General features: G+C 33.5%; 17 protein-coding genes. 9 read left to right on the forward strand and 8 right to left on the reverse strand.

Annotation, left to right across the window (positions count from 1 at the left end; translation table 11 throughout):
* Positions 1-53: 53 nt before the first annotated feature.
* Both I6I93_RS07910 and I6I93_RS07915 read right to left on the reverse strand, forming a co-directional pair.
* Complete coding sequence (locus I6I93_RS07910; protein WP_112890095.1) at positions 54-1,079, reverse strand: PTS transporter subunit IIC; 1,026 nt, start codon at positions 1,077-1,079, stop codon at positions 54-56.
* A complete protein-coding gene (locus I6I93_RS07915) occupies positions 1,079-1,660 on the reverse strand; it encodes a nitroreductase family protein (RefSeq protein ID WP_112890096.1) in 582 nt (193 codons plus the stop codon). The genes I6I93_RS07910 and I6I93_RS07915 overlap by 1 nt, the downstream gene beginning before the upstream one ends.
* A gap of 308 nt (positions 1,661-1,968) precedes the next feature.
* Here I6I93_RS07915 and I6I93_RS07920 point away from each other — a divergent pair, with 308 nt between their 5' ends.
* On the forward strand, positions 1,969-3,906 hold the full coding sequence (locus tag I6I93_RS07920) for an acyl-CoA dehydrogenase family protein (protein ID WP_112890097.1): 1,938 nt from the start codon (positions 1,969-1,971) through the stop codon (positions 3,904-3,906).
* Between the two features lie 11 nt (positions 3,907-3,917).
* Complete coding sequence (locus tag I6I93_RS07925; protein WP_112890098.1) at positions 3,918-5,162, forward strand: FprA family A-type flavoprotein; 1,245 nt, start codon at positions 3,918-3,920, stop codon at positions 5,160-5,162.
* Positions 5,163-5,387: 225 nt separating this feature from the next.
* Here the strand turns inward: I6I93_RS07925 and I6I93_RS07930 are convergent, their stop codons facing one another.
* Genes I6I93_RS07930 through I6I93_RS07940 form a run of 3 tightly spaced genes read right to left on the reverse strand, consistent with a single transcriptional unit; the run spans position 5,388 to position 7,472 of the window.
* Positions 5,388-5,702, reverse strand: a complete 315-nt coding sequence (locus I6I93_RS07930) for a DUF5960 family protein (protein ID WP_112890099.1) — start codon at positions 5,700-5,702, stop codon at positions 5,388-5,390.
* A complete protein-coding gene (locus I6I93_RS07935; RefSeq protein WP_112890100.1) occupies positions 5,699-6,043 on the reverse strand; it encodes a hypothetical protein in 345 nt (114 codons plus the stop codon). The genes I6I93_RS07930 and I6I93_RS07935 overlap by 4 nt, the downstream gene beginning before the upstream one ends.
* 16 nt (positions 6,044-6,059) lie before the next feature.
* Complete coding sequence (locus I6I93_RS07940; protein ID WP_112890101.1) at positions 6,060-7,472, reverse strand: Y-family DNA polymerase; 1,413 nt, start codon at positions 7,470-7,472, stop codon at positions 6,060-6,062.
* A gap of 375 nt (positions 7,473-7,847) precedes the next feature.
* On the opposite strand from I6I93_RS07940, the gene I6I93_RS07945 reads away from it, so the two are divergent.
* Entirely contained in the window at positions 7,848-10,403 is a 2,556-nt protein-coding gene (locus I6I93_RS07945; protein ID WP_070700926.1) for a DUF4268 domain-containing protein, read from the forward strand.
* 75 nt (positions 10,404-10,478) lie between these two features.
* Positions 10,479-11,231 (forward strand): YfjL-like protein, encoded by a 753-nt coding sequence (locus I6I93_RS07950; protein ID WP_112890102.1) that lies wholly within the window; start codon positions 10,479-10,481, stop codon positions 11,229-11,231.
* 80 nt (positions 11,232-11,311) lie between these two features.
* Here the strand turns inward: I6I93_RS07950 and I6I93_RS07955 are convergent, their stop codons facing one another.
* Positions 11,312-12,454, reverse strand: a complete 1,143-nt coding sequence (locus tag I6I93_RS07955; protein WP_112890103.1) for a nucleotidyltransferase — start codon at positions 12,452-12,454, stop codon at positions 11,312-11,314.
* Positions 12,455-12,554: 100 nt separating this feature from the next.
* Here I6I93_RS07955 and I6I93_RS07960 point away from each other — a divergent pair, with 100 nt between their 5' ends.
* The 3 genes from I6I93_RS07960 to rpmF all read left to right on the forward strand — a co-directional run bounded on the left by I6I93_RS07960 (position 12,555) and on the right by rpmF (position 14,538).
* Positions 12,555-13,745, forward strand: a complete 1,191-nt coding sequence (locus I6I93_RS07960) for an acetate/propionate family kinase (RefSeq protein ID WP_070700934.1) — start codon at positions 12,555-12,557, stop codon at positions 13,743-13,745.
* Between the two features lie 77 nt (positions 13,746-13,822).
* The gene (locus tag I6I93_RS07965; protein WP_112890104.1) at positions 13,823-14,353 is read left to right on the forward strand and encodes a YceD family protein; all 531 of its coding nucleotides are present in this window, start codon (positions 13,823-13,825) and stop codon (positions 14,351-14,353) included.
* Between the two features lie 2 nt (positions 14,354-14,355).
* Positions 14,356-14,538 carry a 50S ribosomal protein L32 gene (rpmF, locus tag I6I93_RS07970; protein WP_112890105.1) on the forward strand — a complete coding sequence of 61 codons (183 nt, stop codon included), beginning with the start codon at positions 14,356-14,358 and terminating at the stop codon, positions 14,536-14,538.
* Positions 14,539-14,638: 100 nt separating this feature from the next.
* Here the strand turns inward: rpmF and I6I93_RS09335 are convergent, their stop codons facing one another.
* Positions 14,639-14,761, reverse strand: a complete 123-nt coding sequence (locus I6I93_RS09335; RefSeq protein ID WP_256584819.1) for a hypothetical protein — start codon at positions 14,759-14,761, stop codon at positions 14,639-14,641.
* Between the two features lie 4 nt (positions 14,762-14,765).
* A complete protein-coding gene (locus tag I6I93_RS09340) occupies positions 14,766-14,888 on the reverse strand; it encodes a hypothetical protein (RefSeq protein WP_256373652.1) in 123 nt (40 codons plus the stop codon).
* 151 nt (positions 14,889-15,039) lie between these two features.
* Between I6I93_RS09340 and I6I93_RS07975 the strand changes: the two genes are divergently transcribed.
* Together I6I93_RS07975 and I6I93_RS07980 are read left to right on the forward strand one after the other, a co-directional pair.
* Positions 15,040-15,621: a hypothetical protein gene (locus I6I93_RS07975; RefSeq protein WP_112890106.1), complete on the forward strand. Its 582-nt coding sequence runs from the start codon at positions 15,040-15,042 to the stop codon at positions 15,619-15,621.
* A 4-nt stretch (positions 15,622-15,625) separates the two neighbouring features.
* On the forward strand, positions 15,626-16,177 hold the full coding sequence (locus tag I6I93_RS07980) for a hemerythrin domain-containing protein (protein ID WP_112890107.1): 552 nt from the start codon (positions 15,626-15,628) through the stop codon (positions 16,175-16,177).
* Positions 16,178-16,264: the final 87 nt, after the last annotated feature.

A 16,264-nucleotide genomic window follows, 5' to 3' on the forward strand; every position in this document is an offset into this window, starting at 1 on the left:
ATGGGGTGACCCATCTTTTTTAATGCAAAAAATTATTATCTTTTAATAAAATTTTATTTAAAATATAACTTCATATCACCATCTTGAATTAGGCCTTTCCTGTAGAGGACTTCGTAGATTACAAAAGTAACAAGACCAGGCAAGATTATATGCATAAGTAAAATTATTCCCAAAAGTTTCATAAAAGGAACATCTGGCATGGCAGTAAAGGTTGAAATTTGTCCAACAAGTCCACTAGTTCCCATACCTGAACCAAGGGGAGTGTTTTCTAGTTTAAATACCATTGTAGACACTGGTCCTAGGATTGCTGATGAAAGGATTGGCGGGATGATTATAAGAGGTTTTCTCACAATATTTGGCATTTGTAACATTGAAGTTCCAAGACCTTGGGCCACAAGGCCTTCCACCTTGTTGTCACGATAAGACATAACTGCAAAGCCAACCATTTGACAACAGCAACCAATAGTTGCAGCCCCACCAGCAAGCGATGAAAGTGATAGCATCATTGATAGGGCAGCAGATGAAATTGGAAGGGTCAATACAATACCAACAACAACTGATACAATTATTCCCATAAAGAAGGGTGCTTTATTTGTTGCGTTAATAATAATTGCTCCCAAGAGATTCATGAAGTTGCCAATATAAGGACCAACAAAGTTGGCAACAAAAACTCCAGTTAAAACTGTAATGGCAGGAGTGACTATAATATCAATTTTTGTCTTCCTGCTGACAAGTTTACCAAACTCAACAGCCACTATAGTTGCAATATAAACACCCATGGGACCTCCAAGATCGTTGCCAGCAATCCCAACAACAGTTGCCGCATAGACAACAAGACTTGGTGCACCCATAGCTGTGGCAATAGCAACTGCAATAGCAGGTCCCGTTGCCTTTTGAGCAAGAGGCCAAAGGACATCAGTCAAAAATAAAATATTAAAAGACTTGCCAATAGTATTTAATATTGTACCAACTAAGAGAGTTGCAAAAAGACCAAAGGCCATGGCACCGAGGGCATCAATAAAATATAATTTTGCCTTTCTATTTATAAAGCTAGAGAAAGATTTTTCCTTATTACTCATCATATTCTCCTTACAATATCATCAAGCTTGTACTTTGGAACAACATAGTTTCCCTTATCATCTAGGTAATATGATTGGTCCTCTTCTATATCAATTTCTTTTATTGAAGACTCAAGCTTTGGATAGCCAAAAGCCACAACAAGACTACAAGTATATCTCTCATCATAGGATAAAATTTCACGCATCTTCTCATCAACAACACTTCCAATGATGCAAGATCCAATACCTCTTTCTGCAGCAGCAAGAGTTAAATTAGAAATCACAAGTCCTTGGTCAACTCCATCGAATTTTAATTTCTTTTCCTTGTCACTTAAGATGGCAATAAAATATACAGGTCTTTCACCTTCCTTAGGCCTACCAGCATCATTGGGAAGGGAAGCAGCCCATCTTGTGTTATCAAAAATCTCTAAGACTTTTTCTTTGCTTTCAACAGAGATAAATCTTAAGAATTGTCTGTTGTTTGCACAAGAAGCAAACTTAATAGAAGATAAAATTCCATCAATATCTTCCTTAGCAAGTTCTCTTTCTTCATCAAACTTTCTGTAAGATCTTCTCCACTCTAATAATTTTTCTAAATTCATAATTCCTCCATTTGCAATAAACATCTTCTTGTTAACTTTATATTTTACAACAAAAAAAGAATTTATCAATTAAAGGATTAAATAGATGATAAAAAATTTAAAATAGGGTATAAATAATTCAGTAGGAAAACGAAGGATTTTCTAAAAAACATTTTTAAATTTTATTAAAAATATTGTGAAAATGTTTTGACACTTTAGTAAAGTTGTTGTATACTTTAATTATTGTATACCATCTTGGTGTATCTTTTGTTTTTAACTAATAAAGTATCTAATACTTTAATTATCTTTAATCTTAAAAGGAGGAAAATATGTCAAATATGTACAAGACAACTGCTGAACATGAAGCCCTACGTAAGGCTATCAGAGAATTTGCAGAAGCAGAAATCAAGCCATTATCTTTTGGACTTGATCAAAACAATGAATTCCCAGAAGAAATCATTAAGAAGATTGGCGAAAACGGTTGGATGGGACTTCCATACCCTGAAGAAGAAGGTGGAGCAGGTAAGGATGTTATTTCTTATGCTATCGCTGTAGAAGAACTTTCAAGAGTAGACGCTGGTGTTGGTGTTGTATTATCAGCTCACACTTCACTAGGATCTTATCCAATCCAAGCTTTTGGTACTAAAGAACAAAAGGAAAAATATTTAAAACCTCTTGCTCAAGGTAAAAAACTTGGTGCTTTTGGACTTACTGAACCTAACGCTGGTTCTGATGCAGGTGGTACAGAAACTACTGCTGTTCTTGATGGAGATTACTACATCTTAAATGGTAACAAGATTTTCATCACTAATGCTCCAGCTGCTGACACTTATGTAGTTTATGCAGTTACTACACCAGGAATCGGTACTCACGGAATTTCTGCTTTCATAGTAGAAAAAGGATGGGAAGGATTCACTTTTGGAGATCACTATGACAAATTAGGTATTAGATCTTCAACTACTGCTGAGCTTCAATTTAACAATGTTAAGGTTCCAAAGGAAAACTTACTTGGTAAAGAAGGTCAAGGATTTAGAATTGCAATGCAAACACTTGACGGTGGTAGAATTGGTATCGCATCACAAGCACTAGGTATTGCACAAGGTGCTTATGAAGCTGCACTTGCTTATGCAAAAGAAAGAGTTCAATTTGGTAGACCAATTGCTCAACAACAAGCAGTTGCATTCAAGATTGCAGATATGGCTACTAAAATCAGAGCTGCAAGACTTATGGTTTATTCAGCTGCTGAAATGAAACAAAATCACGAAAACTACTCAATGGAAGCTGCAATGGCAAAAACAGTTGCATCTGAAGTTGCTATGTGGGTTGTTAACGAAGCTCTTCAAATCCACGGTGGTAATGGATACCTAAAGGGCATGGACGTAGAAAGATTCTTCAGAGATGCTAAGATCACAACAATCTATGAAGGTACTTCTGAAATCCAAAGAGTTGTAGTTGCAAGTCACCTTATTGGTAAAGCTCCAAAGAAAAAAGGTAGAGCTGCTGCATTAGATAAAAAAGCTGGCCCTATCACTGGAGATAGAAAAAGAGAAATTATAAAAGCAGACACAGCTGAGGAAGCTGTTGATATACTAGTTAAAAACCTTAAGAAAGATGGATATGACTTCTCTGTAGGTATTGATATTGATACTCCTGTTTACGACGCTGAAAGAGTTGTTTCAGTAGGTAAGGGAATCGGTGGAGAAGAAAACATGGATATGGCTAGAGAGCTTGCTCACGCAGCAGGTGCAGCACTTGGTTCTTCAAGACCAGTTGCAGAAACTCTAAAACTTGTTCCACTTGAAAGATACGTTGGTATGTCAGGACAAAAATTCAATGGTAACCTATATATCGCATGTGGTATTTCAGGAGCCAGCCAACACTTAAAGGGTATTAAAAATGCATCAACAATTGTTGCAATCAACAAAAATGCAGGTGCTCCAATCTTTAAGAACTGTGACTACGGTATAGTTGGAGATATGTTCGAAATTATGCCACTTCTTGCTGAAGCATTAGGAACTGGCGAAAAAGAACCAGCACCTCCAATGAAAAAAGTTAGAAGATCTAAACCTAGAAAATTAGCTCCTAACTACAAAGTTATGGTATGTCCAGGCTGTGGATACGAATACGATCCAAACTACGGAGATCCAGAAGGCGAAATCGATCCAGGTACAGATTTTGATAAGCTACCAGACGATTGGACATGTCCAGAATGTCAAGAAGAAAAGCAAAACTTTATTGAAGCTGATTTCCCAGCAGATAGAAAATAAAGGAGGATATAATGTATACAGTTAGAAAAGTCACAGATGATCTTTACTATGTTGGTGGAAATGATCATAGACTAGAATTATTTGAAAATATATTCCCTATACCAGAAGGAGTAACATATAATTCATATTTACTAAAAGACGAAAAAAATGTACTATTTGATACAGTTGACTGGTCAATTGTAAAAGATTATTTAGAAAATATAACTGAAGTTCTTGATGGAGAAGACCTAGATTACCTAGTAATTCATCACTTAGAACCAGACCACGCTGCAGCTATTGACGAAATCATCTTAAGATATCCAGATGTAAAAGTTATAGCAAGTGAACAAGGATTTGAATTCATGCGTCAATACGGATTCCACGTACCTGACGAACAATCAATCATTGTTGCTGAAGGAGACACAATTTCCTTTGGTAAACACGAATTCGTATTCTTAGAAGCACCAATGGTTCACTGGCCAGAAGTACTTGTATCTTTTGATACAACTGACGGAGTACTATTTGCAGCTGACGCTTTCGGTACTTTCGGTACACTAGACGGAAAACTATTTGCTGACGAAGTTAACTTCGAAAGAGATTACCTTGACCCAGCAAGAAGATATTTAACAAATATCGTTGGTAAATACGGTCCATTTGTACAAGACGTTCTTAAAAAAGCAGCAACTGTAGATATTAAATATATCTGTCCACTTCACGGACCAGTTTGGAGAGAAAACCTTGGATGGTTCATCGACAAATACGACAAATGGTCAAGATACGAACCAGAAGAAGAGGGCGTAATGATTGTTTACGCATCAATGTATGGCAACACAGAACGTGCTGCACAAGCTCTTGCATCAAGACTTTGTGACAAGGGAATGACAAATGTAGTAGTTCACGACGTAAGTAACACTCACATGTCTTACCTAATTGCAGACACATTTAAATACTCTCACATTGTAATTGCATCAGTAACTTACAACCTAGGTATTTATCCTGTAATGAAAAACTTCTTAATGGACCTAGAAGCTCTTAACGTTCAAAATAGAACTGTTGGTATCATCGAAAATGGTACTTGGGCTTGTACAGTTGGCGATAAGATTGAAGAATACATTGACGAAAATCTTAAGATGTTCGACGTACTTCCAGAAAGAGTTACACTTAACTCATCTCTTAACAAGGCTAACGAAAACGACATGGAAGCTCTTGCAGATTCTATTATCGAATCAATGGCTAAGATTAGAGAAGTTAAGGCAAAATCAGCTAGTCAAGAATAAGCTTGCGAAAAGATTTGTTTTAAAAATATAAAAAGAGGCTATATCACTAGATATAGCTTCTTTTTTTGTGAAAATTTTTAAAGTCTTAAATAAAAATTGGGGAAAATGTAGAAATTAAGAAAGAAAAATTAAATAAGTAAAATAAGAGATAAATAAAGAACTTTAAAAGTTAAAAACAAAAAGTTAAGAAAAAAGAAAATAAAAAAATCAGCCAAGGCTGAATACTCACTTCTTCCCATAAAATTTATCCTCAAAATAAAGAGGAGAAATTTGGCCCAAGTATTCAAACTGGCTGATAAAATTATTTTCTGAACTTGTAAGTTTTTTAAAAACAAAATAATGGTCCCTATCATCGGCAGAATTTTTAGAATTTAGAAGAAAATAAGGATGACCTGTGGAAATCATGTGGAGAAGAAGGTCATCAGTCAAAAAAATTAAGGGAACACTAATATTTGAAAACTTATAAAAAGTCTCCTCAAAATTTTTGTAGTTAATAGAAAAATAATCAAATTGAAGAGAATTCTTTTCTAAATCTTTCATAATTCCTCTGCAAGAACAATTTTAATAATATCCTCAAAATTAATATTTAGAGGATTATCTCCACTTAAATAAATACTCCCCTCATAAATATCCTTAATCCTGCCAAGATAAGGGTCTTGTCTCAACCTAGTAAAAACCAAAACCTCAAGATTATTTACATAAACCTGACTAATCAAAAGTACAATCTCCTCATTAGACATTTGAGAAGAAAAATCTATGGTATCTCCCATGTGAGATAGGGCAGAAGTGTGCTCAGAGATAAAAAATCCCATCCACTTTGCCATCCCCCTGTCCATATATTCTCTAGCAGACTTAAAGGGCAAATAAGACCTATCAACCATACAAACACCTCCAAAATTATTTCAAACCATCCATGCCACCACAGTGGCCGCCAATTAGATTACTCCTTTCAATTACCCTAGAACCTTCCATAAGAGAAGTGGCCCTTTGAAGAGAAGTGAAGCCAAACCTGTCCCTGATTTCATCAATTGTCCTGTCAAGACTTTCTTCCCTCTCAATGGCCTTAACATCATCAAAAAAATCAAAAACAGTAGAAGACTGGTCCACCAAATTATCATAAGACACTCCGAGATTTCTCACGTCACCGCCATCATACTTTTCCCTAAAAAGTTTAATAACCTCATCTTGTAAGACCCTGGTGGATTGGCTGGGTCTAATAGTCCTTCTTGCGTGGATGGACTTTTTATTCTCTGAGTGAGAGAAGCCAACATAAATGGCAACCACAGAAGCCTTCTTCCTAGTACGTCTTATCCTAACAGCCACTTGCTCAGCAATCTCTGACAAGACAATCTCAATTTCATCTTGGGACTTGTAATCACGAGGGAGGACCTGGGAGTTGCCAAGGCCTTTGGACTTAGACTTGTAGGGCCTTGTGACCTTTGACTCATCAACACCATTGGCATGAAACCAAAGTTGAAGACCAATAACTCCAAAGACCTTTTTTAAGACATCAGAATCATAATTTGCAAGATCTCGAACAGTGTAAATTGACATAGTATTGAGCCTTCTCTTGAGCCTAGACCCAATCCCCCAAAAGTCGCTTAAATCATCAATGGCCCAGACCTTGGACTCCACATCTTCATAGGACCAGTTGGCGCGCATGGTCCTAGTCTTCTTGGCCTCATTATCAAGAGCAAGCTTGGCAAGAAGGGGGTTGGCATTGCTCATGCCTACAGTAGAATAAAGACCAGCTCTTTCCCAAATATCCCTTTGAATCATAGAAGAAACAAGGTCCAACTTGTCATGCCTTGAAATACTTTTGTTAGGCACAAAATAATTTAAAGAATTAGTAAGATCAATAAAACCCTCATCAATAGAATAGGGAAGGATGTCCTCTCTGGGAGCATAATTTTGGAAAATTTTTTGGATTTTTAAATTTTCTTCAATATAAAGAGCCATCCTTGGCGGGACAATAAGAGTATTTTTTGCCCACTTTTCAATAAAATCAACATAAGACTTAGTGATCTCAATATTTTGTCTCCTGGCCTTTTCAAAACTAAACTTCCTAGTTTCCACGTCAAAGGGAAGCTCACTTGACCTTCCAACATTACTATTGCCATAGACACGTTTAAAGGTAGGAGAACTTGCAAGAATGAGGCCCTTAGAATTGCTAGACCTACTCATAACACAAAGGCAAGTAGTGAGAGGGTCCAAGTTCCTCTTGACACACTCAACACTGGCATAAAAAGACTTGATGTCCACAAAAGCAATATCAGATTTAGGTTCCAAAGAATAATCAATAAAAGTCATAAGCCACCTCGAGAAAAATCAAAGTAAATAAAAATGAATTTTAAAATAAATACATATTTAAACAGTAGTTCCAATTAAGTACATTTTAGAACATTTGACCTAAAAACACAAGTTCATAAAAATTATAAAGTCCTAGAAATTTATAAGACTATAAAAGTTAATGAAGTAGTAGAAATTAATGAAGTTATAAGAAATCATAAAGTCATAAAAATTTATGAACTTGTAAAAGCTAATAATTAAAAAAATACAAATCAAAATAGATTTGTGATAGGAAACAAATAAAAATTTATTTTGATTAGGAATAGAAATTATAATTTTATTAACATTCATGTGTTAAACTAGAATTATTAACAAATATAAAAACTGGAGGAGCTAATGAAGGGCGATGGTATCCAATTATTTTCTTATCTGGAAGGACCTAGTCATAGGTATATTATTCCTGTTTATCAAAGAAGATACGATTGGAAGATTGAAAACTGCAAACAACTTTATAATGATTTATTAAGACTAAGTAGGACGAAAGAAGGCAACCACTTTTTTGGAAGTATTGTATCTGATGTTGTAGGCGCTGGTTCTACTACTGAATATCACATTATTGATGGTCAACAGAGACTAACAACTGTTACTCTTCTTCTCCTGGCTATTGCCAAGCTAGTGGAAAAGGGTGAAGTTGAATCGAAAGAAACGGACTTAAATGATCAAATAATGGAAAGGTTCATTATTTCCAAGTGGGCCAAGGAAGGTGACAGGATAAAACTTATTCCTGTAAAGAGAGACAGGAAAGCACTCCATTCTTTAATTTTTGATGAAGAGGATGAGTATATTGAAAACTCTAACTTAACTATTAATTATAAGTATTTTTATGAAAGGTTAAAGAAGGACGCTCATCACATAGATGAAATTTATTCTGCGATTTTAAGACTTCAAGTTATCTCTATTACTTTGGAAAAGGGTGATGACGCTCAACTTATTTTTGAAAGTTTAAACTCTACTGGTCTCGCTCTTAGTGAAGGTGACAAGATAAGAAACTTTATTCTGATGAATTTACCTCTAGATGAGCAAAATAAATACTTTGAAAAATATTGGATAAAGATTGAGGACTTGACTAACAAAAAAATCGATAATTTTGTTAGAAATTATTTAAGTATAAAGACTTCTTCTGCCCCAACTATGGCTAAAGTTTATTTCGAGTTTAAAGAATATGTTAATAGGCACAATGATTCTTTGGAAGAATTACTTGAAGATATGTTAAGGTACTCTAAGTTTTATAAGAAGCTACTTGATGGAGAAAGTGGTTTTAATAACAAAGACTTAGATGCATCCATGTTTAATTTAAAGAAAATGGAAATTACTGTAACAGAACCCTTCCTAATGGAAGTTTTTAGCTTATATGACGATGAAAAATTAAGTCTTGATGATTTAATTGGAATCTATAAAACAATTGAAGCTTATTTATTTAGGAGAAATATTTGTAGTGTTGGAACTAATGCTTTAAATAAAATTTTCTTGAATTTAAACAAGGATATTATAAGGTATGATGGGTCTACAGATAATTATGTAGACAAATTAAAATATAACTTAATTAATAAGAGAGATTCTGGAAGGTTCCCTAAGGATGAAGAATTTTATGAGAACTTAAACAATAAAGAAATCTACTTGATGCGTGGCAGGTTTAAAAACTATTTATTTAATAAGATTGAAAACTATAATACTATTGAGACTAAGGATATTTATAATCACCTAGATGATGGGACTTACAGCATTGAACACATTATGCCGCAAAAATTAAATGATGATTGGTTTGAAGAGTTGGGTGACAATGCTGAAGAAATTCACGAAAGATGGATTCACAAGCTGGGCAATTTAACTATTACGGGCTACAACTCCGATATGGGAAACTCTTCTTTTAAGAAAAAGCGAGATGAAAAACGTGGCTTCAAAAAGAGTGGAATTAGGATGAATCAAGACTTGGCCCTATTAGACTCTTGGGGTGAAGATGAAATAGAAAAGAGGCACAGAGACCTTCTTGATCTTTCTGTTTATGAAATCTGGAAGTATCCTAGCACAGACTTTGAATTACAAAGAGAAGATGTGGAATATATTTCTTTAGCTGATGATGATTACGACCTTAAGGGAAAGAAGATTCTAAAGATTAATTTTAGGGGAGAAGAGTCATCTTTTAAGAATTGGGTTGATGCCTTTACTTTTATAATAAAAACTCTACATGAGGAAGATAAGTCTCAATTAATTAATTTAGTTAGAGAAGAACCAAGGGATGTATTAGGGCTTAATTTCTTTACAAGTTCTAATGACTTGCGAAGTTTTGAAAAAATAGATGAGGATATTTTTGTTTCTACAAATAATGATACAAATACAAAAATTAGGATATTAAGTAAACTATTTGAATTATATGATGAAGATCCTGATAATTTAATTTTTTATTTTGAAGACTCAGATAATTTTGATAGGACTCCAGAAAATATTAAGGAAGAATATTGGTATTATGCTATTCCTATAATTAAAGAAGCGAATATTGATAATGGTACTTTTGTGAATGTCACTAGATCAAAGAGTTCATGGATCGCAGGAACTACTGGGATTAGTGGATTTTATATTTCTTGTTATTATTATATGAAATCTGCTAAAGTTTTGATGACATTAAATAAGCCTGACAAGGAAGTAAATAAGGCAGCTTTCGATTATCTATATAAAAATAAAGAAAACATTGAAAACAATTTAGGTTTAAAACTTTATTGGAATAGGTTAGATGATAACAAGATGTCAACTATTGATGTGGCAATAGAAAATATAAACTCAAGGGATAAGTCTAACTGGGAGAAAATTGCAAAATTCCACGCTGAAATGAGTGATGCTTTTTATAAGGAGTTTGTTCCAAGACTTAGAGATTTTAAAAATGAATATGACAAATAAAGGATAAAGAAACTCGGGCGTGGCTCGAGTTTTTTGTGTTATAATCTACTAAAATAAAAGCTGGAGGTTGCTTACATGAAAAGGCAATTTAATTTTAAAAAATTTTTTACAGGTCTTGGCATTGTTTGTGCTATATTTTTATTATTTTTCTATATTGCTTTTTTTGGTAATCCTATTTCTAGGCTTCTTGCAGATAGGGCTGCTGATAAATATATTGAGACCCATTATAAGGATTTGGACTTAATTCGTGACAGGGCTCATTATAATTTTAAGGACGGCTACTATATTGTCAGACTCCGTGATAAAAATAGTGAAGACACTAAGTTTTATTTTGGCTTTGATTCTTTTGGAAAGATAAAGGCAGATACTTACGACTCTATTTTATTCAACACAGCTATAAGACTTTCTGATGAATTAAATGCTTATGGAAAAAGTCTTGAGAAAAAATATAATTTCCCTTACGAAATTTCTTTGACTACAGTTAATGATAATATTGAAGAAAAACTCATTTTAGACCAAGAATTTGATTTTAATAATTTTAAAGAAGATGTCCTTGCGCAGGCTTTTGGATATTCTAAAAATCCAAACCTTGAAGAGGGATTAGATATTCTTTATGATTTGCAAAAAATTATGGACGAGACTTCTTTGAAGGTTACTAAATACTCTCTTATTTTAATTCCAGAGGAAAATAAAAAGCCTGATGGAGAAGCTGAGTCCTGGGCAGGCTCTATTAGCGTCAGTGATGTTCCTCAAGAAGTCGTGAGAAATAAGGATATAAAAGAATTTAAAAATATTTATGAAAAGTCAATAAGTGAAACTAAGGATTAAGAAAAACTCTCATTCTAGGATTTCCATTTTAGGATTTTCTAGGATGAGAGTTTCTTTTTTGCCTTTATAAGAAAATAATTTTATATTTTTTTATAGACTTCTCTTGTGAAGTCTGTTTTTATTTTTCCAGATTTTATATTATACAAGTCACTTGCCAAAATTTCTTTATCTAGCATCTCTTTTGTGATTCCAGTTGATTTGTCGTAAAAGGATTTAAAGGAATAAATTTTATTTTTATTTTTTGATTTTTTAAAAATTTCAATGCCTCTTTCGTCGCAAGCAAGGACTCTTGTGTAAGGATCTTTTAAAGAATTTTTTATCAAGTCTTTTTTTATGTCTAAGAGGATTTCTATAATTAATCTCTTTATCCTAGACCTGCTGTGTCTTTTGGAGTGGACTTTTTCTATGAGGTCGTGAAAATTTTCTGCATCAAGATTTTCTAGGATCCTATTTTCAAGTCCTTCTTCATAATCAAAGTAGTCTTTAAAATTTATTTCTTCTGTTATCATTTTATACTTGAAGATGTCAAAGTAATTTTCTAATTTATTTTCTACCACTAAGTCATAGGCTGGCAAGAAGCCTGAGACATCTTCTCCTTCATAGGCTAGCCTTCTTATGTGTGATGCCGATGCAAAGCCATCAAGGGAAAAGTCATCGTCATGATTTACATTTTTTCTCTTTATTGAGTGAGGCTCTATAGATGAATTTAATTTTGTAATACTCTTTAGGTATTCAAGGCCTAAGATGTTGTTAGGTCTTTTTAAAATTTCTTTTTCTTTATCACTCAAGAAGTCCATGGCAAGTTCACGAGATTTTATAAAGGACTTGCCTTCTGACAAGTATTTTTTCATCTTCTCTTCATCAAAGTTCTTGTCAATTTTTTCTTGGATACTTCTTAAGACTTCAAGCTCATCTTCGCTGCCAAAGTAAAGTCTATCAACTATATCCATGGAGTTTAATATATTCACTGCACCTAGTGAGAAAATCTCTGCATTAGATGTTGCATAGGGGAGGGGGAGCTCCAAGACAAGACTTACTCCATTATCAATAGCGACTCTTGCTCTTTCATATTTATTAATAATTGCAGGCTCGCCCCTTTGGACAAAGCTTCCTGACATTATGACCACAATGAAGTCTGTGTAATCTTCTTTTATTTTATTTATTTGATAGGCGTGCCCCTTGTGAAAGGGATTGTACTCGGCTATTATAGAAGCAATTTTCATATTTTAAATCTCCAATTATTGACTAATGGCTACAACTGTTATAAACTAATTATTAGTTATTATACTATATTTAATAAATTTAAAAAACTGAGGAGGAAATATGAAGATATTAGTTATTAATTGCGGATCATCTTCCCTTAAATATCAACTTATTAACATGGAAACTGAAGATGTGATGGCAAAGGGTTTAGTTGAAAGAATCGGAATCGAAGGTTCAAGAATTAAACACGAAACAATTGGCAAGGAAAAGAAAACTATTGAAACTCCAATGCAAGACCACAAGAGAGCTCTTGAACTTGTAATGGAATCCCTAACAAATGAAGAATACGGTGCAATCAAGTCACTTGATGAAATTGATGCTGTAGGTCACAGAGTTGTACACGGTGGCGAAGATTTCGCTAAGTCTGTTGTTATCGACGAAAAAGTATTAAAGGGAATTGAAGATAATGTTGAAATAGCTCCTCTTCACAACCCACCTAACATTATGGGAATCAAGGCTTGTCAAAGACTTCTTCCTGATGTTAAACAAGTTGCAGTATTTGATACAGCTTTCCACCAAACTATGCCAGAAGAAAGCTACATCTATGCACTTCCATATGAATATTACGAAAAATATAAAATTAGAAGATTTGGCTTCCACGGAACTTCTCACAAATACATCACTAACAAGGCAGCAGAAATGCTTGGCAAGGATGTAAATGAAGTTAACCTGATTACTTGTCATCTTGGTAATGGTTCAAGTATCTGTGCAGTTGAAAATGGTAAATCTATTGATACATCAATGGGCTTCACACCACTTGAAGGACTTGCAATGGGTACAAGATGTGGTGACTTAGACCCAGCTATTCTTCCATTTATCATGGATAAAGAAAATCTTTCTACAGAAGAAATCAACACTCTAATTAACAAAAAATCAGGTGTACTAGGAATTTCTGGTGTATCAAGTGACTTCAGAGACATTGAAGAAGCAAGAGACCAAGGAAACAAGAGAGCAAAACTTGCACTTGATATCTTTGAAAAGAGAGTTCGTGGCTACGTTGGTTCTTACATGACAGAACTTGATCACGTTGATGCTATTGTATTTACAGCAGGTGTTGGTGAAAACTCTATTGAAATGAGAGAATCAATTTGTGCTGGACTAAAATCACTAGGTATCAAACTTGATCCTGAAAGAAACAATGTAAGAGGAGAAGATAAACTTATTTCTTCTGACGATTCTGCTATCAAAGTTTTCGTTATTCCAACTAACGAAGAGCTAATGATTGCAAGAGATACAAAGGAACTTGTTTAAGTTTAATTTTCAATATAGTATTGACAGACTAAATATTAAAAGTTATAATGATTTGTATGTATTTTTGAGGTGAGTAAATGAAATTAGATCTTAGTACTTTTTTGTCGTCTGATGAAATCAGATTAGACTTTGAGGGTATTCTAGAGGAAAATGACACAGATTTGAATTTAGAGGATCTCAATCTCATCTATCCCGTAGAGTACAATGGATATATTCATGATTTGACAGGGGAGTTAGAACTTTGTCTAGATATTTCCTACAAATTTAAGGCTAAGTGTGACAGATGTCTCAAAGAATTTGTAAAAGAAAAAGAGACTAGTTACCTTGCTTATAATTTTAAAGATCCAAGTCTATATGATGAAGATTCTGTAGATGAGTACTTTAAAATTAAAAATGATTCCATAGATCTTTCAGAAATAATTTTTTCACAGATAATTACTTCCATCAATGGAAAGAATTTATGTAGCGAAGATTGCAAGGGATTGTGCCCACATTGTGGCAAGAACTTAAATGATGGCCCTTGTGATTGTGTGGAAGAAGTTGAAGAAGATATTGTGGACCCAAGATTTGGGAAGTTATTAGATTTATTTAAAGATGAGGAGGTGTAGAAATGGCCGTACCTAAGAGAAAAACTTCAAAACAAAGAAAAAACACGAGAAGAGCATCTTCTTACAGATTAAATAAAGCAACAGTAGTTGAATGTCCTAACTGCCATGAAATGAAATTACCTCATAGAGTTTGTCCTTCTTGTGGACACTATGCAGGCAAAGAAATTGTTGCAGAAGCAGAATAATAGAGTGAGACTTAGGTCTCACTTTTTTTATTGGTTTTTATTTTATGGAATTATATAATTATATAAAAATTTAGAGAGGCCTCATGACCTCTCTTTTCTTTTAATTATCAAATTTTTTTAACAAACCTAGAATCCTTCCAAGTAAGTAAAGTTTTATAAATTCCAGGCCTAGATTTAATATTAGATGGGTTCCAATTCTTGTGACTTCTGTATATTTTTCCATAAGCTCACCTCTTATTACTTATTTCTTTTAGCTTCTTATAAATCAAAATAAGAAAAATTATTTCTACAATGCTTGTTATGTAGTTTGGTTGTAAAAAGGTTAAAAATTTTATTGTTTGTGGACTCATAAGTTCCTCCTTTAGTCTTCTAAAGTTATCTTTATTTATTCTTTACCCTTCTATCAAAAAAATAAAAATTTACATAAAATAAGTGTGATAAAAGTCACATTATTTTTTGGGTGAAGATGTTAAAATAATAATTAGAAAAGAGGGATAAAAGATGAGTTTATTTTTAGGATACATCCATTACTTGATGTACGATAAAGTTTTATTTCAAGAAGAATTACTAGAAAGTTTGTTGGAACTATTAGATGATGATAAAAAAATAAAATTAATTGAAGAACTTAATAGAGACTTTCCAATAGAACGAGGAGACTTAAAGGATATTATTGACGAAAGTAATATTCATGGCTGGCTCGATGAAAGGGTAAGAAGAAGTGAGAATAGGCTTGCAAAGACTGTAGCATTTTTACTAAGGGACTTCGACATAGAAGAATTAAAAAATAAATTTAATGAACTTGGTAAGACTTACGAAGTAGGAGAAAGTCCTGAAGAAGCCTTTAATTTTATAACTTCAAAATTTTTAGACGGTATGCCTTGCGACCATTCTCTAATGATAATTAAAAATGAAGAAGATGAATTTGTTTTTAAAATTGCTAGAGACCTTCACAAAGATATTTGGGAAAATTATGTAAATCCAGATTATTATTGGGGCCTAAGAGATGCTTTTATCTCTGGAAGTTTGGAAAATTCTGGATTAAAATATGAAAAGATAGATGAAACTTATGTAATTAGGAAGTGATTTCATGGAAACTTTAAAGTATACAATTAATTATTTGGAAGATGAGCACGAAGAAATTCTTGTCTTCTGTAATAAGATGGAAGAAAAGTGCTTGGAAATCCTCAATGGAAAGCTAGATATAGATTTTTTTAGGAAGGCTATAAGCTTTATAAGACTTTATGCCGATGGACTTCATCACAAAAAAGAAGAAGATATTTTATTTAAGGCAATGCTGGATAATCTTGGACCTCTTGCAGAAAAAGTAGTCCGTGGTGGTATGCTTGTGGAACATCAAATGGCAAGGGGATATGTAATGGAGCTTGAAAATAATTTGAATTTATTTGAAGAGTCTTCTGATAATCTTGCTAAGCTCCACATCTTAACCAATGCCATGGCTTACGTTGAGCTCTTAAGAAGTCACGCAGAAAAGGAAAACAAAACTGTTTATCCCTTTGCGGATAAAAATCTCTCAGAAGATGTAAAAGAAGAAGTGGCAAGGGAAATGGAAAAAAGAGTTAAGGAAGAAGAAAAAAATCTGGAAGATAAAAGGAATTTAATGAAGTCCTTAGGTATTTAATTTTAAACTTTGGATTTATCATTAATCAAAAAAAATTCACTTTCATCTATTATCAAAAAGATTACAAATTGATTACAATGAACCTGG

The sequence above is a fragment of the Peptoniphilus harei genome, assembly GCF_016726485.1.
GTDB lineage: Bacteria > Bacillota > Clostridia > Tissierellales > Peptoniphilaceae > Peptoniphilus_A > Peptoniphilus_A harei.